General features: G+C 45.1%; 34 protein-coding genes and 1 pseudogene. 3 read left to right on the top strand and 32 right to left on the bottom strand.

The features are described from left to right. Positions 1 to 40 precede the first annotated feature (40 nt). The 10 genes and pseudogenes from AAIH57_RS13320 to AAIH57_RS13275 all read right to left on the bottom strand — a co-directional run bounded on the left by AAIH57_RS13320 (position 41) and on the right by AAIH57_RS13275 (position 7,146). A complete protein-coding gene (locus AAIH57_RS13320) occupies positions 41 to 1,045 on the bottom strand; it encodes a sensor histidine kinase (RefSeq protein WP_430021936.1) in 1,005 nt (334 codons plus the stop codon). Then, complete coding sequence (locus tag AAIH57_RS13315; RefSeq protein ID WP_175399429.1) at positions 1,042 to 1,731, bottom strand: response regulator transcription factor; 690 nt, start codon at positions 1,729 to 1,731, stop codon at positions 1,042 to 1,044. Before AAIH57_RS13315 ends, AAIH57_RS13320 begins: the two co-directional genes overlap by 4 nt. Positions 1,732 to 1,949: 218 nt before the next feature. After that, positions 1,950 to 2,690: an SDR family NAD(P)-dependent oxidoreductase gene (locus tag AAIH57_RS13310; RefSeq protein WP_430021935.1), complete on the bottom strand. Its 741-nt coding sequence runs from the start codon at positions 2,688 to 2,690 to the stop codon at positions 1,950 to 1,952. A gap of 2 nt (positions 2,691 to 2,692) precedes the next feature. Continuing rightward, positions 2,693 to 3,430, bottom strand: coding sequence for a class I SAM-dependent methyltransferase (locus AAIH57_RS13305; RefSeq protein ID WP_430021934.1), 738 nt, complete (start codon positions 3,428 to 3,430; stop codon positions 2,693 to 2,695). Between the two features lie 379 nt (positions 3,431 to 3,809). Next, complete coding sequence (locus tag AAIH57_RS13300) at positions 3,810 to 4,235, bottom strand: GNAT family N-acetyltransferase (RefSeq protein ID WP_430021933.1); 426 nt, start codon at positions 4,233 to 4,235, stop codon at positions 3,810 to 3,812. Between the two features lie 32 nt (positions 4,236 to 4,267). Continuing rightward, the gene (locus AAIH57_RS13295; protein ID WP_430021932.1) at positions 4,268 to 4,744 is read right to left on the bottom strand and encodes an NUDIX domain-containing protein; all 477 of its coding nucleotides are present in this window, start codon (positions 4,742 to 4,744) and stop codon (positions 4,268 to 4,270) included. 18 nt (positions 4,745 to 4,762) lie between these two features. Then, positions 4,763 to 5,287, bottom strand: coding sequence for a YfiT family bacillithiol transferase (locus AAIH57_RS13290; protein WP_430022149.1), 525 nt, complete (start codon positions 5,285 to 5,287; stop codon positions 4,763 to 4,765). Between the two features lie 90 nt (positions 5,288 to 5,377). Continuing rightward, positions 5,378 to 5,839: pseudogene (locus tag AAIH57_RS13285) on the bottom strand (GNAT family N-acetyltransferase); the annotation flags it as partial. Beyond that, positions 5,836 to 6,387, bottom strand: a complete 552-nt coding sequence (locus AAIH57_RS13280) for a hypothetical protein (protein ID WP_175399424.1) — start codon at positions 6,385 to 6,387, stop codon at positions 5,836 to 5,838. The gene AAIH57_RS13280 and the pseudogene AAIH57_RS13285, both read right to left, overlap by 4 nt. 60 nt (positions 6,388 to 6,447) lie before the next feature. Then, complete coding sequence (locus tag AAIH57_RS13275) at positions 6,448 to 7,146, bottom strand: class I SAM-dependent methyltransferase (RefSeq protein ID WP_430021931.1); 699 nt, start codon at positions 7,144 to 7,146, stop codon at positions 6,448 to 6,450. A 224-nt stretch (positions 7,147 to 7,370) separates the two neighbouring features. Between AAIH57_RS13275 and AAIH57_RS13270 the strand changes: the two genes are divergently transcribed. After that, positions 7,371 to 8,144, top strand: coding sequence for a sporulation protein (locus tag AAIH57_RS13270; RefSeq protein ID WP_175399422.1), 774 nt, complete (start codon positions 7,371 to 7,373; stop codon positions 8,142 to 8,144). Positions 8,145 to 8,317: 173 nt separating this feature from the next. Next, positions 8,318 to 9,697 carry a hydroxysqualene dehydroxylase gene (locus AAIH57_RS13265; RefSeq protein WP_430021930.1) on the top strand — a complete coding sequence of 460 codons (1,380 nt, stop codon included), beginning with the start codon at positions 8,318 to 8,320 and terminating at the stop codon, positions 9,695 to 9,697. Between the two features lie 116 nt (positions 9,698 to 9,813). On the opposite strand, the gene AAIH57_RS13260 is transcribed toward AAIH57_RS13265, so the two are convergent. The 3 genes from AAIH57_RS13260 to AAIH57_RS13250 are packed head-to-tail and all read right to left on the bottom strand — an operon-like array spanning position 9,814 to position 11,254. Beyond that, positions 9,814 to 10,107, bottom strand: coding sequence for a hypothetical protein (locus tag AAIH57_RS13260; RefSeq protein WP_430021929.1), 294 nt, complete (start codon positions 10,105 to 10,107; stop codon positions 9,814 to 9,816). 24 nt (positions 10,108 to 10,131) lie between these two features. After that, positions 10,132 to 10,659, bottom strand: a complete 528-nt coding sequence (locus AAIH57_RS13255) for an AAA family ATPase (RefSeq protein WP_430021928.1) — start codon at positions 10,657 to 10,659, stop codon at positions 10,132 to 10,134. Positions 10,660 to 10,684: 25 nt separating this feature from the next. Beyond that, entirely contained in the window at positions 10,685 to 11,254 is a 570-nt protein-coding gene (locus AAIH57_RS13250) for a DMP19 family protein (protein WP_430021927.1), read from the bottom strand. Between the two features lie 229 nt (positions 11,255 to 11,483). Between AAIH57_RS13250 and AAIH57_RS13245 the strand changes: the two genes are divergently transcribed. Beyond that, positions 11,484 to 12,644 (top strand): glycosyltransferase family 4 protein, encoded by a 1,161-nt coding sequence (locus AAIH57_RS13245; RefSeq protein ID WP_430021926.1) that lies wholly within the window; start codon positions 11,484 to 11,486, stop codon positions 12,642 to 12,644. A gap of 177 nt (positions 12,645 to 12,821) precedes the next feature. Here AAIH57_RS13245 and AAIH57_RS13240 read toward each other — a convergent pair whose 3' ends face one another. The 19 genes from AAIH57_RS13240 to AAIH57_RS13150 form a co-directional block, all read right to left on the bottom strand. Beyond that, positions 12,822 to 13,484: an HAD family hydrolase gene (locus AAIH57_RS13240; RefSeq protein WP_430021925.1), complete on the bottom strand. Its 663-nt coding sequence runs from the start codon at positions 13,482 to 13,484 to the stop codon at positions 12,822 to 12,824. A gap of 328 nt (positions 13,485 to 13,812) precedes the next feature. Further along, entirely contained in the window at positions 13,813 to 14,589 is a 777-nt protein-coding gene (locus AAIH57_RS13235; protein WP_430022147.1) for a Cof-type HAD-IIB family hydrolase, read from the bottom strand. 121 nt (positions 14,590 to 14,710) lie between these two features. Further along, positions 14,711 to 15,271 carry a GNAT family N-acetyltransferase gene (locus AAIH57_RS13230; RefSeq protein ID WP_430021924.1) on the bottom strand — a complete coding sequence of 187 codons (561 nt, stop codon included), beginning with the start codon at positions 15,269 to 15,271 and terminating at the stop codon, positions 14,711 to 14,713. A gap of 32 nt (positions 15,272 to 15,303) precedes the next feature. Further along, positions 15,304 to 15,720 carry a hypothetical protein gene (locus AAIH57_RS13225; RefSeq protein WP_430021923.1) on the bottom strand — a complete coding sequence of 139 codons (417 nt, stop codon included), beginning with the start codon at positions 15,718 to 15,720 and terminating at the stop codon, positions 15,304 to 15,306. A gap of 14 nt (positions 15,721 to 15,734) precedes the next feature. Further along, positions 15,735 to 15,896: a hypothetical protein gene (locus AAIH57_RS13220; RefSeq protein ID WP_430021922.1), complete on the bottom strand. Its 162-nt coding sequence runs from the start codon at positions 15,894 to 15,896 to the stop codon at positions 15,735 to 15,737. Positions 15,897 to 15,983: 87 nt separating this feature from the next. Next, the gene (locus tag AAIH57_RS13215) at positions 15,984 to 16,763 is read right to left on the bottom strand and encodes a hypothetical protein (protein WP_430021921.1); all 780 of its coding nucleotides are present in this window, start codon (positions 16,761 to 16,763) and stop codon (positions 15,984 to 15,986) included. A 481-nt stretch (positions 16,764 to 17,244) separates the two neighbouring features. Beyond that, positions 17,245 to 17,583 (bottom strand): HIT family protein, encoded by a 339-nt coding sequence (locus tag AAIH57_RS13210; protein ID WP_430021920.1) that lies wholly within the window; start codon positions 17,581 to 17,583, stop codon positions 17,245 to 17,247. Positions 17,584 to 17,600: 17 nt separating this feature from the next. Beyond that, complete coding sequence (locus AAIH57_RS13205) at positions 17,601 to 18,056, bottom strand: NUDIX hydrolase (RefSeq protein WP_430021919.1); 456 nt, start codon at positions 18,054 to 18,056, stop codon at positions 17,601 to 17,603. Positions 18,057 to 18,101: 45 nt separating this feature from the next. Continuing rightward, positions 18,102 to 18,692: an HD domain-containing protein gene (locus AAIH57_RS13200; protein ID WP_430021918.1), complete on the bottom strand. Its 591-nt coding sequence runs from the start codon at positions 18,690 to 18,692 to the stop codon at positions 18,102 to 18,104. A 95-nt stretch (positions 18,693 to 18,787) separates the two neighbouring features. Next, on the bottom strand, positions 18,788 to 19,099 hold the full coding sequence (locus AAIH57_RS13195) for a GNAT family N-acetyltransferase (RefSeq protein WP_430021917.1): 312 nt from the start codon (positions 19,097 to 19,099) through the stop codon (positions 18,788 to 18,790). Positions 19,100 to 19,115: 16 nt separating this feature from the next. Beyond that, entirely contained in the window at positions 19,116 to 19,547 is a 432-nt protein-coding gene (locus AAIH57_RS13190) for a cytidine deaminase (RefSeq protein WP_430021916.1), read from the bottom strand. 76 nt (positions 19,548 to 19,623) lie between these two features. Beyond that, positions 19,624 to 20,397 (bottom strand): aminoglycoside adenylyltransferase domain-containing protein, encoded by a 774-nt coding sequence (locus tag AAIH57_RS13185; RefSeq protein ID WP_430021915.1) that lies wholly within the window; start codon positions 20,395 to 20,397, stop codon positions 19,624 to 19,626. A 24-nt stretch (positions 20,398 to 20,421) separates the two neighbouring features. Then, positions 20,422 to 21,315 carry a PhzF family phenazine biosynthesis protein gene (locus tag AAIH57_RS13180; RefSeq protein ID WP_430021914.1) on the bottom strand — a complete coding sequence of 298 codons (894 nt, stop codon included), beginning with the start codon at positions 21,313 to 21,315 and terminating at the stop codon, positions 20,422 to 20,424. Next, positions 21,308 to 21,973 carry a Type 1 glutamine amidotransferase-like domain-containing protein gene (locus AAIH57_RS13175; protein ID WP_175399406.1) on the bottom strand — a complete coding sequence of 222 codons (666 nt, stop codon included), beginning with the start codon at positions 21,971 to 21,973 and terminating at the stop codon, positions 21,308 to 21,310. The genes AAIH57_RS13180 and AAIH57_RS13175 overlap by 8 nt, the downstream gene beginning before the upstream one ends. A gap of 100 nt (positions 21,974 to 22,073) precedes the next feature. Continuing rightward, positions 22,074 to 22,448 carry a hypothetical protein gene (locus tag AAIH57_RS13170; protein ID WP_430021913.1) on the bottom strand — a complete coding sequence of 125 codons (375 nt, stop codon included), beginning with the start codon at positions 22,446 to 22,448 and terminating at the stop codon, positions 22,074 to 22,076. Positions 22,449 to 22,474: 26 nt separating this feature from the next. Beyond that, positions 22,475 to 22,987 (bottom strand): GNAT family N-acetyltransferase, encoded by a 513-nt coding sequence (locus tag AAIH57_RS13165; protein ID WP_430021912.1) that lies wholly within the window; start codon positions 22,985 to 22,987, stop codon positions 22,475 to 22,477. A gap of 20 nt (positions 22,988 to 23,007) precedes the next feature. Further along, the gene (locus AAIH57_RS13160; protein ID WP_430021911.1) at positions 23,008 to 23,574 is read right to left on the bottom strand and encodes a histidine phosphatase family protein; all 567 of its coding nucleotides are present in this window, start codon (positions 23,572 to 23,574) and stop codon (positions 23,008 to 23,010) included. Positions 23,575 to 23,581: 7 nt separating this feature from the next. Next, positions 23,582 to 24,073 (bottom strand): NUDIX hydrolase, encoded by a 492-nt coding sequence (locus AAIH57_RS13155; RefSeq protein ID WP_175399402.1) that lies wholly within the window; start codon positions 24,071 to 24,073, stop codon positions 23,582 to 23,584. Positions 24,074 to 24,340: 267 nt separating this feature from the next. Continuing rightward, positions 24,341 to 24,592, bottom strand: coding sequence for a DUF7660 family protein (locus tag AAIH57_RS13150; RefSeq protein WP_175399401.1), 252 nt, complete (start codon positions 24,590 to 24,592; stop codon positions 24,341 to 24,343). Positions 24,593 to 24,602: the final 10 nt, after the last annotated feature.

Raw genomic sequence — 24,602 nt, 5'->3', positions numbered from 1 at the left:
CGATTCACCGAACAAAACGAAAAAGCATGTGACATTGTTGTCACACGCCCGCAAGATGCACCATGTCATTTATCCGGGGAAAGGTTAGTTTGACGGTTGTCCCTTCGCCGGGGGCAGACTCTACGTGAATGTCCATATGCAGCGTTTGTGCCACCTGTCGGGTCAGATACAGCCCCATTCCGGTAGCCGCACCTTCCAGCCTGCCCCGGGTTGAAGTGAAGCCTTTGTCGAAAATACGCGGTAAATCCTGCGCTTCGATCCCTCGTCCATGATCCTGAATCGAGAGAACGTGATGTCCATCCTGTTCCCAGCTTTCGATAATAATATCCGAGGAATCACTGTATTTTACCGCATTGCTCAGCAGCTGCCGGATGATGAAACCCAGCCATTTGCTGTCCGTCAGCACGCGCGTAATATTCAGTGACATATCGAAACCTATGCCTTTGGAGATGCACCAGGACTTCAAGGCTCGAATCTCTGCATTCAGTATCGGTTCAAGTTCGGTCTCCTCAATATACAGGTCATTATGCATAAACGGAATTCGTTTCTGATGCAGCTGCTGATCCAGCAGTTGATGAATTCGCAGCCATTCATACGTCATTTGATTCCGCAGTTTATCATCCGTCGTTCGTTCAATCATTAACTGTAACGCTGTAAGGGGTGTCTTCACTTCATGGATCCAGGATAACATCTCGTCCTTCTCCTGTTCGAGCAAAATGAGGTTGGATGAAGACTCCTTCCGATAACGCTCGGTCTGAGAGGTTACGGCATCATGCACGATAAGTTCGTACGGACTTTCCGCTATATCAAGCTCCCCCAGATCGTATGTATGGTCCCAGGTCGTTAATTTTTTATAGAATCGTGTCTCCCTCGGATATCTCGCCCAGATAAAACTGATGCAGACTACCGCATTCAGAATGACCACGTATGCTAATGAGCGAATGGGTATGGATGAATCAATATACGCCACAAACAAAATGATGAGCTGCATGCATAGCAGCAATAGGATCCAGCTGAGTTTTTCTCTGATATATTTGCCGATCATGCTTCAGCCTCTTCCGTTGCGACATATCCCTGACCAACTTTGGTCTCGATATGCCCGTCCAGGCCCAGAGGTTCCAGCTTCTTGCGAAGCCGGTTGACGTTAACCGTCAGCGTATTATCACTCACAAAATGCTCATGATCCCATAAGCTTCGGATCAGTTCCTCACGGGTGACAATCTGATTTTTGTGCTCCACCAGCACTTTAAGAATCAACATCTCGTTTTTGGTCAAAAGGACTGATTCTGCTCCCAGCGTAAGTGTATTCTTCACATACTCTATCGCAGCCCCCCGCCAGGTTCGAAGTTCGATCCGCTCCGTGTTGTAATTGTATACTCTCCGTAACGTGGCCTGGATTTTGGCGATTAAGACGTCAAAATGAAAGGGCTTCTGGATAAAATCATCCGCACCCAGCTGCATGGACATGACCATATCCGTAGGATGATCCCGTGAGGACAGAAAGATAATGGGCACATTCGAGTGGGCACGAATCATGCGGCACCAGTGAAAACCGTCATACTTGGGCAATTGTATATCAATGATGACCAGCTGTGGTTGGACATCACTATACTCCTGCATGACTTTACCGAAGTCCTGTATGCCGTATACGTCATAAGACCACTGGGATAACCGTTCCCTGATCTCACTGAATAAGGATTCATCGTCTTCAATGAGCATAATTTTAAACAAATTCCTTCACCACATTTCTGTTCTTCTAAAGCTGGATAGTGTAATTAGACTCGGCTGTTGCGGGACAGCCGTTACGGGTTACTACTTTTGAATTGGATCAATGCCCGTTGATTAATATCCACGCGTACACTATGTTGTCAGTTTACAGGGATGATGGAGTTATATCAAAAGGGATCTGCATCCTGAGCAGTAAAAGCGAAAATAAAAACTGTATTATATTAGCTTTCCATGGTGTGTAAGACCTTACCTTTATCACTATCCTCTTCGATTCGTTCCATTAGCCGCTTCGCCACATCTCGTGGTGATCTTAATTGGCCTGCTTCATACACTTGATTAAATAAACCGGATAGCGCAAATTCACCGGTGCTTTTGCCTCTCGCCACTGCCTGTAGTTCCGTATCCACCATGCCGGGATCAAATGCAATGACCTCAACCGGATTCAGCCTCTCGGCTTGCTCCATCGCTACACACTCCGAAAACATGTTCATTCCGGCTTTTGAGGTACAGTATGCAGCCATGGAAGGTGCCGGATAACTGCCTGAACCAGAGGTCAAATTCACAATCTTCCGCCGTGCGGTAAGGTGGTTGGTTTGACGAATAAATGATGAACTCAAAATCATAGGAGCTGCCAAACTGATATTCAAATTCCGGGTGATCTCCTCTGTACTGCATTGATCTAACGGCTTCAGGGGTTCAAGCATTGCCGCATTATTAATAAGTCCTATGAACTCGGTTTCCTGCAAAGGAATATGCTCCAATATGCTTGTCACCAACAGCTCTATACCCGTTAGATCACTCAGATTATACTGAAAATGCTTATACAAATCATGGCCATACAGATGCTCAGCAGCCCCTCGCGAAATTCCATAGACTCGATCTCCCTGTTCCAGTAACAACTGAGCCAGCTGCATACCAATTCCTTTGGAAGCACCTGTAACAATAAAGCTCCTGTTTTCCACGTTCAGTCCCCCTTTTCTTCACCAGACAGTGGTTTTCTCCACAACGTCACCCACAGGATCGGCAGGCCGAATCGAGGGTCATCCTGCCCCATCGCCATCATCGGCCGCAGCTCCACACATTCAAACGAATCTTCCAGCAAATAGCGAAGCTTCTCTTCCGTAAAGGCGAGTCCACCCTTCATGGACTTCTCCTGGTATATTTCCCAGTCGTTCATCACGCTCTCTGGCCCACCCATATCTCCATAACCCGGAGCAAAACAAGTCATGCCAAAATAGCCTCCAGGCTTAAGTGCATCGTTAATCATCTGAATGTATGGGATACGCTGGTGTGGCAGTAAGTGGTGCATGCAGCCGGAGTCATAGACGAGATCATACTCCTGCTGCGGTTCCAGTTCAAACACAGATCGGCATTCAAAATTCACATTTACTTGCTCTTCCGCAGCTCGTTCCTTGGCCCAAGCAATCGCCGTTTCCGAAAGGTCATACGCATCCACGCTATACCCTGCTTGTGTTAAATAAATCGCATTCCGTCCTGGCCCGCAGCCCAGTTCCAACGCTTTCCCTCCGGTCAGCAAACCTGAGTTCACTTGATCAACCAGATTTTCATCGGGCTTGTTAGGGAAAAAGGGAATCGAACGATTCCGATCTTCATAAAATGGCTCCCAGAATTGCTTCGCTGATCTGAACTCTGCATCGAGCATATCGTACAGATCCTGTACATGTTTGATCGTTTTCTCCATGCCTTCATTCCTCCTCGAATTCCTCAACATGATTCTGTCTGTTCTCCTCTTATGTATGAATCTCTTTGTTGATCTCAAAAAATAAAAACTTTATAGGGATTGGCCCTTCTATCTCGTTTTATAGCTTTAAAGCCTCACTCTATTATACCATTTCCACCTAAAATTCTCTGTTTTTCCTGTAACTTTTCCCCTTGGGTAGACTGCTTTTATCCATACAAAAAAACAGAACTAGAGCAGTGATTAACTTCTGCTTAAGCTCTGCTTTTTCTTCCATACTCAGGTGGAAAATAGTTAAACGGTCTTCAACTTTTTCGTTAAATAGAGCACGACATCATCATCAATTACAGTTTCATCGCCTGGCATAAGGTAGCGATCATGCCTATGAATTCCCTTGCCATCCGGGATATATCCGCGGTGGGCGTATAGGATCTGAGCTTTGCCATAATCGGAGAATACACCGACCCCAATCCCTGCTTGTATCTGTTCGTTCTCGAATCAATTCCTCGGCACGATCCATTAATCGTGAGCCTATTCCTTGACGCTGGTATTTGATCAGCACATTGAAATCATTAATTTCCGGAATCCCCTGCTCCCTGAAAGAAGGATAGTGTGAGTTCCACAGTACATTGACGTAACCCGCAAACGCCCCATCCAGCTCGGCTACCAAGGTAACCCGTTCACCCTTATGCTGTTCTACGAGATAGCGAAGATACTGTTCTACGGGTTTTTCCCAACCTTGTTCCTGAAATGCATGCGAGATGATGACAGGATCATTCTCATTCAATCTTCTTATATGTGTGTTCATCAGGTGTGCTCCCTTAACTGCATCATTTCATTTCATTTTATTAAGTGAACTCCCGTCAGATCGATATTAAGCTGATTTGTTCCCTTGAATGAATACGCTGTCCAGTAATCCAAAAAGGTATAAAACATATCTCCGAAACTCATGCCTGCCGGCAAGGTATCTACCAACTTCAGTTCTCCAATTTCCTGATTTGGAAGCTCTAACGACATGGAATCGAACTGATCAACTGCTGCGTAATAAACCTTACCTAGGTTCCCATTCATTTCGTAGATTCCAAAGGGCTCCAGCATGAATCTTACTGCTCCTGTCTCTTCATACAGTTCCCTGCCTGCAGCTTCCAGTGGAGTTTCCCCAGGTTCACATGTGCCCCCGGGAAACTCCCAGCCATTGCGTTTATTGTTGTAAACGATGACGTATTTCTCCTGAAATTGTGCAATCATAATAACGAATGCAATTTCTCGTTCCGATTGGACTACTTCATTCAAACTCAACCATTGCCGCTCCACCATAATAGTTACACCTCTCTGTTAAATCCCCAGCCTGTCTCTGAGCGAAGTAATGTGAGCAACATGGTGTCTGCCATGCCAGGAATATACCCCAAGGTTGTAATCCAGTCGCGTCGTTTCCTGTGAACCCGGATGGTAGAATTGTTTGGCATAATCAGCATCGGTCAATGTGTTTAGCAGCGCTGTCCAACGCCGATGCAGCGCATCCAGTAGTTGCAGAGAAACCTCGATATCCAGATCCCGTGAGTCACTGAGCTCTGCCCAACGCTCTTCATAATAAGGTCTTATCGTTGGTGTATCCTCTGTCAGCGCCAGCTTGAAACGAATCATGCTGTTCATGTGGCTATCTGCCATATGGTGGATAACCTGTTTGATCATCCAGCCACCTTCCCGGTAGGGCAGGCTCAATTGTTCTTCGCTTAACCCTTTTACAGCTTCTCTCGCCTGCTCCGGCAGCTCGGCAATATCCTTAATCCACTGTTCCCTCTGTGCGGGTGTGACCTCACCTGTGTGTTCAAATGTGCCAATCGGATATCTCAAATCCATCTTCGATTCCTCCTTGTCATACTCCATCAACCAGCAGTCTCTCATCTGACCTTCGTGCTGCTCATGTTCCTTTAACAACTTCATTTTTCTGAAACCACACTTCTCATAGCAGGCTATCGCACGTACATTCCATGCCTGAGGATCCATTACCACTTTCTGCGCCTGCTTCTCATTTACCAAAAAGGCTACCATGGATCGCACTAGTTTGGTGCCAATGCCCCTGTTCCAGTACTCAACATCGCCAATAAATTGATCTGTTCCATAAACAATCTCATCCGTGTCTCCATAACCATATTCCTTCCGTTCGTTTTCTTCAAGCTCGTAAAACTGAATATAGCCTATAGACTTACCTTCATATTCAATTAGGCAACGATTCGCAACATCATCCTGACTGTAAAAATGTTCTCTTACCAGATCGAGGTTTTGCGGCCGATCACGGCCTTCGTAATATTGCAGTACCGCCGGGTCAGTTAACCACTGAACGAGCTGAAGCTCGTCTGCTTCTTCCAACAATCGTACGACGATCTCATTTGACTTGTATATTCGCTTCACTCGGCATTCTCCTTCATCATCTCCAGGCGTTCTCCCTTGACCCAATTGAGATTTTTTCCGAGCAGTTTCTCTTTATGCACATAGTAGATCATGGGATTTTCTAATGAATCGACTCCTTCACTTAAAGGAGTAATCGTGAAACGCATTTTGTAAGTACCCACTTCATCAGGTATGGAGAATCCCCAAAATTCCCCATTTTCGTTACTCGTGTTGATCCCCTCGTCTTGCAATGCTTGATGAAGCAACTGTTCCGTTGTACTTGAGGTGCCAACAGAAGACGGACGGAAATATGGACCATCCTGTTCTTCACTGAAAGACATGTTGCCCCACCCGAAGATCACGGGGTATACCATGTGAATATCGTTGTCTTCTTTGGTACGGATAATCTGCATATTCACCTGGTACGCATCCGTACCGATCTGCCGGATTGTGCCTTTCATGCTAACATCCTGCTCTTTCACACTGGGGGCCAAGTTGTTGTAAACAAGCAGTACTACAACAACTGCAATAGCAATTCCCGTGATCCAAAATATCGTTTGTTTTCGCATATGTCTGCCCCTCGCTGTGTTAACTTAATCGAGTCCATTTCCGATTCATATCGTCGCACCTCAAACCATTGAATTGTAATTGCCAGGTTTTACGGCTTTCCAGATGTACTTGTGCTCTCGCACAGCGATTCTTCCGTCCATTTGATTCTCCTGAATCTTAGCTCTCAGTTGTTCATGGTACTCAGGCAGTGTGTAATCCGGATTGCCTGGAACATCAGAGAGAAAGAGTGCGAACTCTTTTTCATCCGAAAAAATCATCAACGCCTCGTTGAACTCCTCAATCTCGATCTGCTCATAACGGTTATTATGTAATCGTTCCTTTACTTTGGTTACATCCGTATGTATGCCGAAAATGATGCCGCCTTTTTTCAGCACCCTCCCATGTTCAATAATGGAAGTAGGCCCTCTGCGATCATAAATTAGATCAAACTGTTCGTCTTCAAAAGGCATCTTCGACTTCGTTGTGGCGTATACATAATTAACGTTCTTCACGTCACTTGCTTCAAGTCCAGCCTGAGCGATGTGAAGCAGTTCCTTGGAATTATCAAAACCCGTGATATGATCGGTATGGGCGGACATTTTTAATGTAAACTCACCGTGACCACAGCCTGCATCGAGTACGGATTGGTGTTGTGAGAGCATTCGGATCAACCGTTCCTCAAAAACGTCTTCAGCTGATTGGCCCTCCCAAGTGTATGCAGACCTACCCTTATAACCCCCGTTACGGAGCGCAACCATATCATACCAATCCATCCCCATCGTCCGCTCTCCTTCCAGAAGGAAATTCCTGATTAAACCATATTCGACAACCGGAGTTTAATTCTCCTGTCTTTTTCCCGAACTTTTTGCCTGGTCAGAATATCTTTTGGATTCACTACATCAAATCACATAAAATTTGAAACGACAATCTCACGGATTCCGTATTAAGGTCGAAGTCGTATTTTTTCCCATGTACAAACCAATATGATCTGGAGGTTGAGCGGATGTCTTTTTTTAAGAAAATGTTAGCCAGTGTAGGTGTGGGGGCAGCTAAGGTCAACACGGAACTCGATACACCCGAGGTTATGCCTGGAGGGGTTCTCTCGGGGACCGTATATATACAAGGCGGAGATGTGGAACAAAATGTGGACCGGATCTACCTCACCATCAACACCCATTACATAAGGGAACGCGATGATCGTAAAGTCAAGGAAACAGCCGTAGTGGCCAAATATTTACTAACTGAAGGATTTACGCTTCAACCCGGGACGAAGCTGGAAAAGAAATTCACGTTTGACCTGCCTGAAAATCTCCCAATCACGCTCCACAGTGCAGAGGTATGGGTAGAGACGGGCCTCGATATCTCAAGCGCCGTTGACCCTTCGGATCGGGACAGACTTCGGGTTGTACCTACTCAGGATATGCGCACCGTGCTGGATGCCATCGACATACTTGGATTCCGATTGCGCGAAGTGACCAATGATTACGCTCCAAAACTTGGCGGCAATTTGCCATTTGTACAGGAATTCGAATTTGTGCCGACAAACAAGTTCCGTGGATATCTGGATGAACTGGAAGTGATGTTCTACCCGATGGGCGATTCCATGGAACTGCTTCTGCAGATCGACCGCCGCGCTCGCGGACTTGGCGGCATTTTCTCGGAGGCGATGGGCACCGATGAAAGCTTTGTACGCCTGCATTTATACGATAGACATCTGGAGCGGGGAGCTCATTCCGTTGCCCAGGGTATCGAAGAAGTGATTTCCAAGCATCTGTAATTTTCCTTTTCCCAATATCAACAGCTCTCCGGCTGCATTTCATGCGGCTAGAGGGCTGTTTTCTCTTGTATAGAGCGGCCTGCTTCATAAACAGTCTCATCCGTGATCTTTCAAGCCAGCTTTCCTTCTGGAAATAATGGGTATATTAAATACAAAAAGAGGAGGCGAATTCATTGAGTGCACAACTCCACGAACTAGGAAGAAACGAAGATCAAACAATTATTATTGGTGCAGGTCTGGCTGGATTGAGCTGTGCCTTTGAACTTGTGGATCAGGGAAAGTCCGTACTGATACTTGAAGCCGCACCCTATGTAGGAGGACGAACAGGCAATTGGAATGAGCGTGGAATGGAAGTGGAATCCGGATTTCATAAATTCATAGGATATTATAAAGAATTACCAAAATTACTTGAACGTGCAGGCATCGATCTGGACGAGATGCTGGTATGGGAAACGACGATGCAGGTTCGCCACCCTGATGCAGAGGAGTACGGCGAATTTGGACTGGACATCATTCATGCTCCGCTTAAAACACTATCAGGTATGCTAGGCAACAATGATTTTATTACGCCCGGAGATAAGGCTTCCCTTGTACCGTTCCTTGCTGCCGGCTTCAAGGATTGCGTCTCACGTCCAGAGGAACTGGATGAGATATCGCTGCTTGATTTTGCAAAACAGCACGGGGTAAACGAGCAGGCTCTGCAACGAATCGTTGAACCGTTATCTTCCGGTATTTTCTTCATGCCACTTGAACAATATTCGGCTTACGCCTTCTTCGGCCTCTTCCTTCCGGGCATTCCGCGAATTCATAAAATGCGTATCGGTGCCTTCACCGGAGGCATGACCGATGTGATGTGCTCGCCTCTCGCTGCTGCAATCGAACAAAAAGGAGGACGAATTCGCACCAACTCTCCCGTTACCCGATTGCTGTATGGTACGGATGGTACGGATGGTCTGGAAGGTGTGGAACTGGAAGACGGCGAACTGATCCCGGCCACTCGTGTTGTTGTTGCCGCCAATATTCGTCGTTCTCAACAATTGCTTGAAGAGCACTTCAGTGAGCATGAATGGTTTCAGCCTTTTCTGAGCCTGGATGCCATGCCGCATGTTACGGTTCAGTTTGAATCGGAACTCCCTCTTCTTCCTGAGGACCGGACTACTTTTGGGCCAGGTACCGACATTGGGTCGTTTGGAGAACAATCCCGCACGACATTTCGCGGGCGTCCAGGGAGAGCCTCCATCATTTTGGTAAATCCGGATGAACTGATTGACCTGTCCGATGAAGAGATCTGGAATCGAACTCAGAAAGGCTTAATTGATATTGGTCTTGCCGAAGGAGTGTCTTCCGTAACAGACTACCGCATCGTACGGGGTAACGAAAACTTTTACCGGATCGCCCCAGGCAATGAACGCAAGCGTCCTGAGCAGGTGACTCCTATTCGGGGACTGTATCTTGCTGGTGACTACACCAAACAGCCGATGTTCACCACGATGGAAGGCGCCGTGTTATCCGGTCAGAAGGCCGCAGCTGGCATTCTTGACGAATCGACGTAAGGTTGGAACAGAAAACTCCTAGATGAATTCAAAATTAAAATGGGCAGCCTTTGACGTCAATGACCTGACGAGAGGCTGCCCTTCGAGTATAAAGACCATTTAAGGTAACTACGTTTCTATGTACGCTTCCTCCAGTGTTGAAGTCCTGACCGGACTCCATAATAAGCGGCTGCAAATAGAATGAAACCGGCAGCCCAGAAAAGAATTAACGCGAAATCCCATTGAACAACGGCTCCAAAAGCGACTTGGGATTGCAAGTTCGTTGAAGAGGAATAGGCCACTGACAAATCAGGTTTATAACTCGCTGTCAGCAGCATACCCTGAGCTATGTTCCATCCGATGATACCCAAAGTCATGAACAGCGTAACCAGTAATGATTCTACGCACAAACGTTTATTGATCCTCATCATTTGGCCCCCTTATACATGGTTAGTTCATCCGGTCACTCTGGGGAATATATGACTCACCACTTCATCTGTCGTTAGGCTGTCGGTCACCACATACTCCTCAAAACGAGCCCCATGGAAAGCTTCAGCACACTTCTCAGCTTGTCTAAATGTCCAGCCGCCAGGCGCATCCCCACGCTTCAGCAACCGCTCATATAACGTATCCATGGAAGTCATCAGCGTAAAGTGGAACAGCTTAGGATCCAGCTCTTTCAGGCCACGATGGATGTACTCGAATTGATCGGATTTATAGATCGTCATTGGTACGATCAGGTGTTTACCGTACTTCTGCTTGATTTCACGGGCGACTTGCACGGTAAGGACTTTCCAGAGCTCCATATCCTGAAAATCGTCCGTTTTCTCCTCATCCATTTTCACATCATCCACGATCACATTTCTCAGCATATAACCAATCTCTTCAGGATCGTAGATCATGCTGGTCGGGAGGAGCGTTTGCAGCTTATTGGCAGCCGATGTTTTCCCTGAGCCAAATGCGCCGTTAATCATCACAATCATGGCATCTCTCTCCTGGTATCTGGAATTAATTCATCAAGATGTGCTCCAATTCCTGTTTCAAGCTCTCTTTGTTATGTTCCACATATTGATACAGAAGATCGAAACTTTCTTCATTATCCTCCTGCATGCTTAAGTTCCCGGCTTGCAATTCAACCCGCTGGATGACCTCATGTATGTGCGGGCCATGCGTCTTCAGCGACGTTGTTACGTCATGCTCAGACAATGCATTTACATTCTCCCTCAATTGCTCAGGGGTCACCCCATTTTCCGATAGCTCTTGCTGGATTTTTTTTAATATATCGGCATCAGCCTCATTTCCAACTCGCTGCATGGCTGCTATCGTTTCCTCCAAAAACTGCCCGCTTGCATTTTCCAAAAATCCGGTAATGCCATTCATGGACAGCTCGGTATCCAGATCAATAATCAGAATGGTGTCACGCAAGACTATCGGAAGTTCAGGTCCACATTCCCGAATCGTCGCAAACTCCGCGCGGTATAAATCCATGGCAACACTCCCTACCACTTCTTCACCAGACATGGCTTCAAGCTGATCCAAAGGTAATAATTGCTGCAATTCTTCCTGTAACTTATTCATCGATCTGCCTCCTATATACACTTGCCCACTATGCGGTAGGAAAAAACACTCACTCTCTTACCCTATTACATCATAGCAGAATATGCTATTTCAATTGAAAAACATCCATGATTCCACCTGTACAGGCTATCTTCAAATTTACATAAAGCGTCTTGAAGTTAACCTGCATTTGACCTTCGGAAAACGAACCATTGTTATGATCTTGGCATCAAGAGTCATGGGAGGGATAATGATGCGCCTGGCCTTGTTTACCGACACCTACGTTCCCGAAACCAATGGTGTTGCGGGTACGCTGCACCGCTTGAGTAATCACATGAACCGCAGAGGTATTGAACATCTGCTGTTTACTCCGAAGTCTGTCATCGATGGCAGCCATTCCGCTTCGGTCAGACCGGTCGCCAATATCCCCTTTTTTCTGTATCCGGAATGTCGGATCGCCTTCCCTAACCGAGCCTCCATTCATCAGGAGCTGCAAGCCTTTCAGCCGGATCTGCTGCACATCGCCACACCGTTCAATATGGGCCTTCTTGGTCTCAAGTATGCACTCAAACATCAACTTCCGCATGTGATCTCCTACCATACCCATTTCGATCGCTACCTCGAATACTACAAATTAAAAAGCATGATCCCTCTCTATTGGAAATACATCAAGTGGTTCCACCGAGCCTGTGATGCAACTCTAACACCGTCTCAGGAGACTTTAAACACACTACAATTGCAAGGCATTCAGCGGCTTAAGCTGTGGTCACGCGGAATTGATTGCAATCTGTACACACCAGATAAACGAAGTGCTGCGATTCGCACTCGCTACAATATAACGGCCCCTCTTATTTTACTCTACGTTGGAAGAATTGCCCCCGAAAAAGATATGGCTACGCTCACTGTTGCCATGCAGCACCTGCCCGAACATATGCAATCCCAAGTGCACTGGCTCATTGTCGGAGACGGACCTCTACTTCCCAAAATGCGTTCTCAATGCCCGCCAAATGTGACCTATACCGGTTATATGCATGGTGAAGAGCTTGCGGCCATGTATGCTTCGGCCGATTGGTTTGTATTTCCTTCCTGCACAGAGACCTTTGGAAATGTGGTGTTGGAAGCCATGGCATCGGGACTCCCTGTTCTCGCAGCGAATGCTGGAGGTGTGAAGGATCTCGTGGCACATCACCGCAGTGGTGTTCTGTTTGAGCCAGGCAATCCTGAGGCCTTGATCCGTGAAATATGTCTCTGGGGCAATCACATGGATCAATTGCGGCTGATGGGTCTGGAAGGCAGGAAGCTGGCTCTGCAGCGGTCCTGGGAGCATATTTTTGACGGATTGATCGGGGATTATGAAGAAGCGATTGAGAACCGCAGCAGACGCTCAAAGTCTCGAATCATTACTGCCTGATCATCTAGTCCTTTGGCAAAGCATTTTGAACGTTTAAGCTTTGCAGTTACTCAGGATATGCAAAAAGGAGTGAGGATGCGGCAAGCCTCCTCACTCTCTACAACAACCTCATCTAAGAGTTGTGATCAGTGTGGTTTCGAGAACAGAAATAGCCGATTTTGCCGGTCTACTTTTTCACTAGAGCAATGCTACCAACTCTCGCAGATGCGTAATGGCATGCAAAGGGCGAGCTGTGATGCTTTCATGCCAAGGCTGGTTGACCTCCATCCAGATGGTGTTCATGCCTACTTTGGCAGCGCCTTCCACATCGTTCACCGGATGATCTCCTATGTAAATGCATTGCTCAGGTGATAGGCAGAAATGATCCAGTGCAAGCTGGAATATCCGAGGATCTGGCTTCTTCACCCCTGCCTCTTCAGAAACAATAATGCAGTCAAAATCATCACGAATTCCGAGCTGATCGATTTTGCCATACTGTATATCTGTTTTTCCATTGGTGATTAATCCCGTTTGATATTTGCTTCGAAGTTGTTGTACAACTTCTCGCGCCTCTTCCATCAGCACCGCACTTCTCACATACTCCGTGCCATAGAATTCCATAAGCTCTGCATGCGGTGGGGAAACGGCCCAAGGCAGTTCATGCAGCAGCTCATTGAATAGAAGTGGTTTATCCTTATAACCGTCCTGATCAAGTTCTATAATTCGCTGACGGATATCAGCAGTGGTCTCCATGTGACTGAAATACGTCTTAATCAGGCTTTCAGTAAATCCTTCGAAAGTTCGCGTTCTGTTCAAAATGGTATTGTCCAAGTCAAAAATAACCGCTTTAATCTGATCCATCGTGCTTCATCACCCTACCCTTTTAATCAAATTCGTCTCTGGCCACCGTTACGTGTCTTTTTCCATAAGCTGCTCCAGCTTCCGATTCATTCGGGCTTGCTCCTGCATTATTTTTTTGGTTTTCACTTCGATGCTAAGTAATGTGATTGTCATAATTAAGATACATATGAAACTAATTAATCCCAGTATCTCTCTCACCTCTACATATGGCTTTATTTATCTCCGGCACCCTAATTCCAAATTGTCAAAAAACTTGTCACGTACCTATATCCATCATTTTATATTAAAATCCATAATTGGGATATCCTTCACACCCCATGAAAGACCCTCATATCAACTTAAACTTCCTCAAAGCATGGGTCACTCCATCCTCACTTGCTCTTAGAGTAACGTAATCTGCCCTTTGTTTAAGCTGTTCTCCTCCGTTTCCCATGGCGATGCCAAGGCCCACATACTCCAGCAGATCGATATCATTCTCTCCATCGCCGAAGGCCATGGCTTCCTCTCTGGGTATCTTCAGGTAGTCAAGTACTCTTGCTGCAGCTAATGATTTGGACACTTCGTTTTCTTCCAGGACGTTGCAGACATACGGATGAAATCTCACGAATCGTAATGCGGGAAATCTGGTTTGAAACTTCTCAGTCTCTGAGTCATCCGCATATAAGCAAATGCAAACCACCTCCTGCTCCAAAGAATCCATTTTCTGCGCAGGATCCGTTACTCCAAGAGTTTCCCGCAAGGCATCGCTCACGCGGATATCCGTGGCGCATAATCCATTCGTCGCAAACGACTCTGTAAAATACGAAATGCTGTGACCGTTCAACTCGGCAAATCCACTAAATTCATGGACCATCTGTGCCGACAGTACGGACTTATGTATGACTTCATCACCGATTTTGATCAATGCCCCGTTGGCTGAAATAATGGTATCGATCCCCAAATCACTGAATTCCTTACACAAACTATAGGGCCTGCCTGTGACAAGCACGATTCGAATGCCTTTACGTATCAATTCACGAATGGACTCCGCCGTGGCCGACGATAAACGACGATCCGTTTCGCTTAACAAAGTACCGTCTACATCGAAAAATATGATTCTAATCAGATGTTTCTCCTCCTTTACTCTTGGTCATTTGCATGACCTTCATGATCTGCTATAAAAATCACAACTTAGTAAAAGAGATGACTCCTGTTTGAGCCAGGTTGTCATCCCTTTTTGTACGTTTCTAGTTTGCAGCAAAATCCTTCACATCACATAACCACACCATATGGTCTGTTCCCTCGCCCCAATAATTCTGCGCAACAGCGTAGGGTTGTCCAAACTTTCGCTGCCATTTCTTCTGCGCTGTCCGGTAACCGCTATCCAGGCAAAATTGCTGAATGCCTCGCTTCTGAAGTTCGGTTGCAAGCGCCTGAATGAGCATGGAACCAATTCCCTGTCCTTGAGCTTCCGGCAGAATGTATAAGCTGCCCAATTCACCGATATGATTCAGTCGATTTTCACTCAGAATCCGGATCTCCTCACCGCAGGGCGCATATGAAATCGTCCCAACGACGCTATTTCCCCATTTAGCCAGCAGAAAAAAAGAATCGGAATTATTGGACTTGTCGGGATGCAATGTGGATTGAAGCAGTGCCTTCTTGTGTTCAATTTCGTCCCTGATATCATCATGAAGCGAACCCAGCCCCTCCTGATTAAACGCCTCTGTAATGGAACGTTCAAACACCAGGTAGGCACTCTCCACATCCGATGAAGTTAAGGGCTGAATGATAATGGGTTGATCCATATATAACTGCCTCTCCATTTCACGATGTCTGATTAATTTGTGCGTCTCTCGATTAATGATCTTAGTTGATTTGAATCCTCTAGCGGTATGCTATATCCCGTGGTGGTGTCGATCCCGTCTACCAAGAGGGCATTCATTTCAGGATCAGTTCCTATTGAAAAATCATATTTAGTCACAGAACGATCCGTATTCGTTATGCTCATCTTGTATTGCGCTCCATAATTAAGATTTCCGGGTATAAGTTCCGCGTTTTCTATCGCACCCATGATTATCCAAATCTCGTCATGCTCATCGAACTGAACATCTTGGCAGGGTTCATATGTGAAATCCGGATTGCAAGTTAAGGTAATGAGCGAAGGAAGATTTTCATCTGAACCAGAAGTATTCGTATGAGTACAACTCGCAAGGAAAACAGCGAATATACATAAGAGGATCGCTGCCTTTTTCATCCGTAGACACCTCCCTAGCTTCCCAGGTTCGCATCCAGACGCTGTAGCTCAGGGTCACGCATATGGATCGAATCCGGTGCGATATTCCCAAGATAGAATGAACCTCGTTCGACATGTTCTGGACAAGCATTAGCAAATAGCACAGCTACATGTAAGTGAACCATAGGCAGTGGCATGGTTCTCTCTCCTTTATATAAGAGTCTGCTGCTCTTAGAAGCGACTGGAATCGTGACTTAACAGCATTTAGCCAAGGGACAGCAAGATCATCCCTGCACTCGTTCCACCACAAATGTATTAAACAACTGTTCCAAATCCGTATGAAGAGCCGGCTGTTCGCGAACCAACAGACTTATGTACTCCGATCCGCACTCATAGAAAACCAGACGATTATATGGGGCAGTATCTCCCCAATGATTCAGTTCAAGCTCGTATTTTTCTCGTATCCGATTCTCGATATATCTCGCATAACCTTCGTTCCATTCCAGCCAGTTCCAGTACTCCCCTTGTTCTTCAGTTAAGGAACTGAACAATGCTTTTCTTGCAGTTTGTACCTGGATTAAGTCTCCGCTCTTTAAGATAGACAACAGCGAATTGATCCGCTGGACCACATTCTCATCCTCATAAGGGAATTCGTAATCCAGCTCCCATGTCACACGTTTAATTTTCTCCATGGTATGTTTAATCTGAAGACGATTCCTGATCTGCTCATACTTCTCATAGATGTAACAATGAACATACTCGTGAAACAGGTACACTTTCTGCTCAAAATTTTGGAAGGCTGAGTCCGTCACAATGGCACACATTCGTTCGTCCATATGAGGCACTGGCATGGCTGCCAGGCACTCGTCAGGGATGTGAAGATCATCCGGAACGGTTTTCACCCATTCATATTGCCCTTTCTCTGCGGAGTAATCATATATATATAATAGGGACTCAAATGCGACAACCACGGGATAATGCTCTGCAAATAAAGGATGTATGGTAACCAAATCCTTTTGAAGCTCGTTCAACTCATTGATTTGCTCTAAAAAAGTATCCACCATGTCACTCGCCCTCTCTTCACTTAAATAATGTGTTAATCATACTAAAACAGAAAAAATAAAACACTGAGAGAAAAATGATAATCTTATGGTTGATTCATTTTACGAGTTTTAGAATCGTTCTCCGCGTTTTTCACTCAAGTAAATATCAAGCGCTTGAATGCCACGTTGAGCCAATTTTATAAATAAGATTAGTGCATAAAACCCCAATCCGTATAACACCAAGTTAAATATAATTGCAAATATAGAAACGATAGAAAACACACTTATTCCTCCTAATCAACCTGCTACATTTGTAGAACAGCAAAGCTACAGGCGGTCATTATTATTTTTAGTTATTGTTCCTATTCTAGCATATTTTCCCTTAATTTACTTTCTGGTAGATCATTGAGTAACCTCGTTATAGCCTGCGGGTACCGAAAAAATAAAAAATCCCCATCCCACATAAAGGGAAAGGGAAGATTTCTAACAGACCTTTAATCATTTAATCATTCATAATCCGATCACCACTGACTACATGCCAATGCTGATGCTTCGAATCCTGGTACCGGCCAAGGTTAGTCACAATTTTGGCAGCGCCCGTCTGTTCCACCAGACCGGCAGAAATCTTTTTAATAACCCTCATGATTTCAAGTAGCAACTCATCGTTGTTCTCTTCTTCTTCGGAAATGAGTGATTGAATATGAATCTTAGGAATAACGACAATATGATGTTCGTAGTATGGCCGGGTGTGGTGGTAGGCCAGCACTGTATCCGTCTCCATGACAATTACCACTTTTGTTTTGCCACTGAGCACTTCGTCACAATAAAAATCCTGTGTCAATGCACATCATCCTTTCTTTACTGGGATTGAATGTACCCTGCCTTTTTTAACACATATTCCGTAAACGGATTGATCTCTGGGACCGGCTGGTTCAGATCAAAGTATCGGAGCTCGAGCCCTTCATCGTCCATGACCGTTGGAGTACCCGTGATCCCCTTAGCTTCATAAACAGCCATCACATTATACACTTCGTCCCCATGCGGATATTTGTAATACATGTCTGGTCCTGAGAAAACAGTAATGAGTCTGTACGCTTCTGCCTTCAATCCTGCCTCCTCATAGAGTTCACGTGCAGCAGCCTCTTCCAGCGACTCGCCGGGTTCAAGCGAACCACCGAGTGTTCCCCAATCCAGACTGTCTGTACGTCTTTGCAGCAGCAGATGTCCCTGTTCATTGAACACCAGCACACACGAACCAGCCATGATTAACGGTCGCGAACCAACCAGTTTTCGAAGTTCCATTATGTACCCCATATTAGCTCCTTCCTCTTCTCTTAACGGATAAGTTCCACTGCATTCTTATGATTTGGTCAGGATTCCCTGATCCACAGCATGTTGAATGATCTGCTGTGCATACGTCCACAATGTATCGGAAGCGTTCGCTATTTCACGATTTCGGTTTAAGACCTGTTCACTTGTTATGTTGTATTTCTGCCACGTATCTCCTTCATTCTGATAATTGTGAATCAAAGGCTGTAACCGATCCAGAGACGAAGCGAATTGTGCCTCATCCGTCTCCTTCGCCTCAAACTCTAACCACAGATTCAGCAGTTCTTCAGCCTGTGCCTCAGGCAGCATACCAAACAGCCGATGAGCCGCCTTGATCTCGCGATCGTATTTATCCGTGTACCCAACCGTATCATAAGCAAAGGTATCTCCGGCATCGATCTCGACCAGATCATGAACAAGAAGCATCTTAATGACTTTAAGGATATCCACATCCTTGCTCGCATGACTCTTCAAAACCAACGCCATCATGGCCAGATGCCATGAATGCTCCGCATCATTTTCACGTCTCTCGCCATGGATAATTCTTGTTCTCCGTTCAATCGTTTTCAGTTTATCAATCTCAACGAGAAATTGTATCTGATCTTGTAATGATTCGTTCATATTACAGCCTCCTTTAAATTCGATACCAATTTCACATAGATCCGTCCGGATTCAATCCTATTGGTTAAGCTCGGTGATCATAGAATCATTCCTCATCAAATTTGCAGTTCATAGATTCGTGTCTCCGCATCATCAAGCAAATAACCTTTGCCAATGTACGCCCAGTTATGTTTCTCATAATAGTCCGTTAAACCCGTACACAAATAGAGCTTGTCATAGCCCTTCGCCTTTGCCTCGTTCATCGCGTGATTTTGTAATTGTCCGCCCAGATTTTGGCCCCGGTACTCCGGCTCCACGTGAAGGCATGCAAACCAAGGAAAGAGATCCTGTCGGCTATTCCAAAAATATTGAACAGCTGCCTGCAGCATGTCCGGCTTTTGCCGAATATCAGCAATTTCGAACATCATGACCTTCCTTTCTTCACTATGTCCTTGTATATTTTTGTGGCAGCAAATGCCCAATCATTGTTTTGGTATAACCCTCTTCCCCTTGCAAAATAACCTGTGTGTCCTTCCCATAATCACTGATCAATTCTCTACAAATGCCACACGGTGATACCACATCCAACTGCAGGTCAGAAGTTTCCGTTGAATCGTCCGGATCGATCTCTGGATGCCGAACAGCAACAATGATTGCAAATTCAGTTTCACCTTCTGAAATGGCTTTGCCAATCGCAATAGCTTCCGCGCATACCGAAACACGACCAATGTAGGCTTCCAAATGAACCGCAGTATATATCCTTCCAGATTGCGTTCGTACTGCTGCACCGATGTGATGTTTACCCTCTCTGTATAACCGCTTGATTACGTTCTTCGCTGCTTCAATCAGTTCCATATCTTCTGTTGTTATGGTCATCTTGGTGTCTCCTTCAAATTTTTTTTAATTTTCAATATGTGTAAAATCAATAATGCACAATACCAATATACGAAGACTATTGAGCTGGTTTCTCCGTCCAGATATTAATCTCACTCAACATATATTCTGCATATTTCAGAAGTAACGTTTTACTGAGATCTAATTTTTCCAGTTCACCATTATACTTTGCAAGACATTGCGAGATGACGCCCTTGTACTTAGACGGAAGCTCTGTAAGGGCGCGTTCTCCTGCCTCCCTCTTGGAATAAATCACCGAATCTCTCACATACAACAAAACACGTGACAAATTCAGTACATAGTAGACAGGGTTGTCTGCAATCTCTTCCAAAGCTGCTCCCACATCTGATGTAATGGACGCAACCATATATTCACGAGGTACAATATTGAATACATCCTTAATGGGCTTGCCATATAAGACTACACCCCTGTCATAAATGACAGCCATGTGTGCTACCAAATCCGGATCTTCATATCCGCCGCAGAGATATTGTTCATCCGTTCTATACTTTTCCCGGTGATAGGCTGAATAATGAAATTCGAAAGGAGTCGGGTATGCCAAGTTCGCAATCGTGGATTCCAATACAATACTGATCTCAAAACCTTTCGTAATGTGCATCTCCTCTTCGATATGCATTAACTTTTGAGCAATGCTTCGATAGGTCTCAGCAGATTGTTTATCCCGGCATACTATCAATATATCGATATCGCTCTGATTCGGATGGAAGCATCCCATGGCCATGGAGCCGTGCAGATAGATTCCCATCAGGGAATCCGATAATTCTTCTTTTAACAAATGAATAACGGGTTGTAAAATTACCTGTTCATCCACGACAGACACCCTTTCAGATATGTATTAGTTATCTAATTCAATGTTCATTTCACGAACAAAAACAGCCGTCCCTTTAATTCTTACATCCATGTCCTGCCCATTCTGAGTCACACTCACTTCAACCTTTCCATCTCTTCCGATCTCATGTCCCTGCTCCACGACCAATTGCACCTGATCAACCTCACGGTTCACATACGTTAAATAATAGGCGCCCATCACCCCGGAGGCTGTTCCTGTCACGGGATCTTCCGTGGTACCTGAGTATGGTGAAGAGAAATGTCTGGCATGCATCATCGCATCGGAATCACGGGTTTCAAAGGTAAACGGATGTAGGGAAGCCTTGGGGTTTTCAAGTAAAATATCAGGGAATCGGGAAGTATCCGGTTTCATTTTTGTAAAAGAATTCAGTTTACGAATGGGTATTAATAATGTCCAGGTTCCGGTACTTCCATAAACGATAGGCGTGGACAGATCCAGGTCGTCCAGAGTTAGATTAATGGCACTCGCCAGTTTCTGGATATCACCCTGGAACGGCACAAAACGCGGTTGGTCCTGCTTCATCTCCATGTTGATCGTATCGCCATCCTGCTCAAATCGAATAGGTAGTATGCCTACATTGGTTTGGATTGTGATTGACTCTTTGCCCTCCAACAGACCTCTTGTCTTCAAACCATACAGCGATGCCATCGTCGCATGTCCGCACAGATTAATCTCATGGCCTGGCGTAAAATAACGCAGTCTCACGTCGGCTGCTTCGGAGCTGAGCACAAACACCGTTTCATTAAAACCAACCTTATGCGCAATCTGCTGCATCACCGTCTCACTTAAATCATCAGCATGGAAGACCACTCCTGCCGGATTACCTTGGCCCGGAATGGTGGAGAATGCATCATAATGATAGACCGTAACCTCACTCATAATTAGAACCGCCCTCTCTGTGATTAAGTAGACGCACATCCCCATATAGCTCTACTTCTTCTCCATCGATCACAATCCCATCACCGTCTTGGCAGGCATAGACTTTTGCAGCGTTAGCATCTGCATAGTCTCTGAGCGAATCGAGACTGGCTTCCTCTCCGTCCCAGTGCGGTGCAAACTCGAAGTCAACGAGTCCAAGAGCCTTTTTGTCATGAAGGTCCACATGGTTCTCGTCTGCATCTTGGCCATATTCAGCTATTTCAATGGTTGGTGTAGTTAGAATACTGCCTGCGCTAACCCCGATCAGAATACCGCCTCTCTTCACATAGGAACGCAATAATCCTAGTACATTTCTCTTCTGTAATAGACTTAGAAAATAAAATGTATTTCCCCCTGATAAATGAATCGCATCGGCTTCAAAAATCCGCTCAAATGTACTTTGGTCATATTCCAAGTCCAGATCATAATAATGAATGCTTTCAATACCCAGTTGATTGTAGTAACGCACGGTATGCTCAAAATATTTCCGATCAGGGTCGGAACAGGAAGGAATATAACCTATGGAAGGCTCGTCACAATCCAGCAAATTCAATATTTTCTGATCCAGTTCCTCATTTGTTTTAAAGTATACGTCACTTAACAAAACCAACTTGGCCATCGTTGTTCCTCCTGCCCTGTAACTGTTGCTAGTCTTACCTTCTCTCCTACCCATTCCATGACATTCTATCCCCTTTGACTACATCTGAAATACAAGCAGATCACTGCATCTGTCCGTTAATGTATCTTCTATGATATGTAGAGGCATTCTGAACCCACAGCTCCAATTCGATTCTACTAACAAAAAGCTCATCCTGAACCTTAATGAATGGAAACATTTTGCCGTCAAAGGAGCCTGCTATAGTAAAACTTTGTTGTTCGGCCCGTATAATGCTCATCACCTGTTCTTCAGTCATACTCAGATACTCCGCTGTTTCATGAATCGTCATTAACGCTTTATCGCTTGTAACTTCTTCTTGTGCCACTTGAGTCGGCTCGTTGGCACTCTCCTGGTTCGATAGTAATAGACAGCCAATAATAAATGAAATTCCTAAAATAGTACTAGCAATCAGAATTGAGATTGGAATGGATTTCATATACTCCCCCTATTAGAAAACTGATATCAATCACAAATAAAGTCTTCCTTCTTTAATGTGTAGTAGAACAGATTGTCTTTTAATTCAACAGATTTCAGAAAATGCAGCTTGTGAAGCAAGTGTTGTGGTCGAACATTCTCCGGTTCCACCGTCGCTTCGATATATTCCAGATTCATCACATGCCATCCGAGCTTAATCACTTCATTCAAAGCTTCTTGCATTAAGCCCTGTCCCCAATATGAAGGGGATAAATCAAATCCAATCTCCGCACTGGACGGTGACTCTGGAGCCCAACAGTGAAACCCTGCTGTTCCAATGAGACCACCTTTGGTTTTATCAAACAGACCATATCTGCAACCCGAATCATCCATATGGAACTGTATTATTTCTTCTGCTTCCTTGATGCTGCGGCAAGGCTCAATATCCATAAATCGCGTGACTTCCGGATTAGCAAAATGGATAAGCACAGCTTCACTGTCTGCTAAGGTTAGCTCCCTCAGAATCAATCGCTCAGTCTCTATTTTTGGAAAATGAATCATAACGGAACTCCCTTCCTTCGTTAGAAGTTCCTGATTGTGTACTGCCCCGCCTCACCAAGAAAATCGCTTCTGGTTAACCCTCTTTCTCCGAGAAAAATCCTGTAGTTGGTTATCGTGCCATCATGTGAAATGATAACGGTATTGCCATCCTGTTCCCTGCACCATTGAAGCAGCTGTTCGGCATAAACTTCAAATCGATGTTCCTCCATCCGATTAATACCTCCATCCCAACAATTCAATCCCAAGTCAACCAATCGTATACCGGCAAACTGAGCATGAAGTTCATCTTTTGAATAGATTTGATCGCAGACTAAAGGAACGAACTCCGGATTCTGAGGAAACATTCTTGGGCCAACAAGTGGACAGATCATCAGATTTTCTCTTGCAGTTAGAAGAAGTGCTGTTTCAATGGTACGTTTCGTTGGGCTCACCAAAATGACGTCTTCGGGCTCAAGCTTCACCTGTTTCCACAACGCTGTCACCTGACTTTTTCCCAATTCAGTGAGACCCGGATGAAGCCAATTTAATTGGTTCGGGTAATCAAGCAAATGCTCAGCGTGACCATGACGAATAAATGTAATGTCCATAGACCCTCTATTTCTGAATGTAGTGTTGGATGCTCTTCGCATCATGCAGGTTACTCAGTTCCTTTTTCAAAAAGACTGGGTAGACCTCCATCTGCTCAAGCTCCTCTAAGGAGAACCAACGGAATATTAACTTGCCGTTATCCTCCAGCCCTTTGAATTCAATTTCACTATAGAGCTTATGAGCTTCCGGTGACGTAATGACATAGTAAAATCCAATCTCATGAACCTTCAGGCCATCATACTCAAAGAAATCCTCACTAACAAATGCAAGTCTTTTCACTTCAACATGGATGCCTAGTTCCTCTGTCATCTCTCGAACAAGGGCCGCTTCTGTCGTCTCGTTCAATTCGACCCGTCCTCCGGGCAGATTCCAGAAATCGTCCTGTTCCGTCGTATGCAAAAGAACTCTTCCCGCATCCATCACAATGCCTGCCACGCGGAAGTTGAATTTGTTGTTGTTTCGCTCATACGATATGTTATTGATATCTGAATTTGTCATCTCTCTGACCACCCATCGGAAAATCCATCTACGAATCCGTTCATGAACGAAGGAATAATGAGGACAAGCAATGCTATGAAACTGACGATCCCCCATATGAGAACTGATCTTCGTTTGCCCCTCACACCTATGATCAACAATAGGGCGGTTGTTGCGATTAGTACTACCTCAACAAATGTCATAAATCTGAACCTCCGTTATGTATTGGCATTTCAATCATGCTTCGGCTTTCCTCCTTTCTAAATTGCAAAAACTGACGGAACCATGCTACTCATAAATCTTGCCCATATACAGAATCTGAGCACACCTCTCCCATGGGTTGTCAGACTTCTCGTAATGTCGTAATCCATCCACCGAATCCTGTCCCCACCGGGCAGCCGCTTCCAGAAACGATTCTATCGAATCATTTTGCCATTCATCGGTTTGCTCTTCACGGTCCTTGCTTAATTCTAGTAAAAAATCCATAAAAGTCGCTTCACTCTCGACTTCGTTAACAAGCTCAAATAACGTCTTCCCCATTTCTTACACT

Origin of the sequence: Paenibacillus sp. MABNR03 (assembly GCF_050455445.1) — a bacterium.
In the GTDB taxonomy this organism is placed as follows: domain Bacteria; phylum Bacillota; class Bacilli; order Paenibacillales; family Paenibacillaceae; genus Paenibacillus; species Paenibacillus xylanilyticus.
Note: the sequence above shows the minus strand (reverse complement) of the source record. Positions and strands in the feature narration are given on the sequence as shown.

What these genes read in the sequence shown, in the direction of transcription:
- AAIH57_RS13320 (WP_430021936.1), bottom strand. Translation starts at nt 1,045, where the DNA reads ATGATCGGCAAATATATCAGAGAAAAACTCAGCTGGATCCTATTGCTG.
- AAIH57_RS13305 (WP_430021934.1), bottom strand. Translation starts at nt 3,430, where the DNA reads ATGGAGAAAACGATCAAACATGTACAGGATCTGTACGATATGCTCGAT.
- AAIH57_RS13300 (WP_430021933.1), bottom strand. Translation starts at nt 4,235, where the DNA reads ATGAACACACATATAAGAAGATTGAATGAGAATGATCCTGTCATCATC.
- AAIH57_RS13295 (WP_430021932.1), bottom strand. Translation starts at nt 4,744, where the DNA reads ATGGTGGAGCGGCAATGGTTGAGTTTGAATGAAGTAGTCCAATCGGAA.
- AAIH57_RS13290 (WP_430022149.1), bottom strand. Translation starts at nt 5,287, where the DNA reads ATGGATTTGAGATATCCGATTGGCACATTTGAACACACAGGTGAGGTC.
- AAIH57_RS13280 (WP_175399424.1), bottom strand. Translation starts at nt 6,387, where the DNA reads ATGCGAAAACAAACGATATTTTGGATCACGGGAATTGCTATTGCAGTT.
- AAIH57_RS13275 (WP_430021931.1), bottom strand. Translation starts at nt 7,146, where the DNA reads ATGGGGATGGATTGGTATGATATGGTTGCGCTCCGTAACGGGGGTTAT.
- AAIH57_RS13270 (WP_175399422.1), top strand. Translation starts at nt 7,371, where the DNA reads ATGTCTTTTTTTAAGAAAATGTTAGCCAGTGTAGGTGTGGGGGCAGCT.
- AAIH57_RS13260 (WP_430021929.1), bottom strand. Translation starts at nt 10,107, where the DNA reads ATGATGAGGATCAATAAACGTTTGTGCGTAGAATCATTACTGGTTACG.
- AAIH57_RS13255 (WP_430021928.1), bottom strand. Translation starts at nt 10,659, where the DNA reads ATGATTGTGATGATTAACGGCGCATTTGGCTCAGGGAAAACATCGGCT.
- AAIH57_RS13250 (WP_430021927.1), bottom strand. Translation starts at nt 11,254, where the DNA reads ATGAATAAGTTACAGGAAGAATTGCAGCAATTATTACCTTTGGATCAG.
- AAIH57_RS13245 (WP_430021926.1), top strand. Translation starts at nt 11,484, where the DNA reads ATGATGCGCCTGGCCTTGTTTACCGACACCTACGTTCCCGAAACCAAT.
- AAIH57_RS13240 (WP_430021925.1), bottom strand. Translation starts at nt 13,484, where the DNA reads ATGGATCAGATTAAAGCGGTTATTTTTGACTTGGACAATACCATTTTG.
- AAIH57_RS13230 (WP_430021924.1), bottom strand. Translation starts at nt 15,271, where the DNA reads ATGGATCAACCCATTATCATTCAGCCCTTAACTTCATCGGATGTGGAG.
- AAIH57_RS13225 (WP_430021923.1), bottom strand. Translation starts at nt 15,720, where the DNA reads ATGAAAAAGGCAGCGATCCTCTTATGTATATTCGCTGTTTTCCTTGCG.
- AAIH57_RS13220 (WP_430021922.1), bottom strand. Translation starts at nt 15,896, where the DNA reads ATGCCACTGCCTATGGTTCACTTACATGTAGCTGTGCTATTTGCTAAT.
- AAIH57_RS13215 (WP_430021921.1), bottom strand. Translation starts at nt 16,763, where the DNA reads ATGGTGGATACTTTTTTAGAGCAAATCAATGAGTTGAACGAGCTTCAA.
- AAIH57_RS13205 (WP_430021919.1), bottom strand. Translation starts at nt 18,056, where the DNA reads ATGGGGTACATAATGGAACTTCGAAAACTGGTTGGTTCGCGACCGTTA.
- AAIH57_RS13200 (WP_430021918.1), bottom strand. Translation starts at nt 18,692, where the DNA reads ATGAACGAATCATTACAAGATCAGATACAATTTCTCGTTGAGATTGAT.
- AAIH57_RS13195 (WP_430021917.1), bottom strand. Translation starts at nt 19,099, where the DNA reads ATGATGTTCGAAATTGCTGATATTCGGCAAAAGCCGGACATGCTGCAG.
- AAIH57_RS13190 (WP_430021916.1), bottom strand. Translation starts at nt 19,547, where the DNA reads ATGACCATAACAACAGAAGATATGGAACTGATTGAAGCAGCGAAGAAC.
- AAIH57_RS13180 (WP_430021914.1), bottom strand. Translation starts at nt 21,315, where the DNA reads ATGAGTGAGGTTACGGTCTATCATTATGATGCATTCTCCACCATTCCG.
- AAIH57_RS13175 (WP_175399406.1), bottom strand. Translation starts at nt 21,973, where the DNA reads ATGGCCAAGTTGGTTTTGTTAAGTGACGTATACTTTAAAACAAATGAG.
- AAIH57_RS13170 (WP_430021913.1), bottom strand. Translation starts at nt 22,448, where the DNA reads ATGAAATCCATTCCAATCTCAATTCTGATTGCTAGTACTATTTTAGGA.
- AAIH57_RS13165 (WP_430021912.1), bottom strand. Translation starts at nt 22,987, where the DNA reads ATGATTCATTTTCCAAAAATAGAGACTGAGCGATTGATTCTGAGGGAG.
- AAIH57_RS13160 (WP_430021911.1), bottom strand. Translation starts at nt 23,574, where the DNA reads ATGGACATTACATTTATTCGTCATGGTCACGCTGAGCATTTGCTTGAT.
- AAIH57_RS13155 (WP_175399402.1), bottom strand. Translation starts at nt 24,073, where the DNA reads ATGACAAATTCAGATATCAATAACATATCGTATGAGCGAAACAACAAC.
- AAIH57_RS13150 (WP_175399401.1), bottom strand. Translation starts at nt 24,592, where the DNA reads ATGGGGAAGACGTTATTTGAGCTTGTTAACGAAGTCGAGAGTGAAGCG.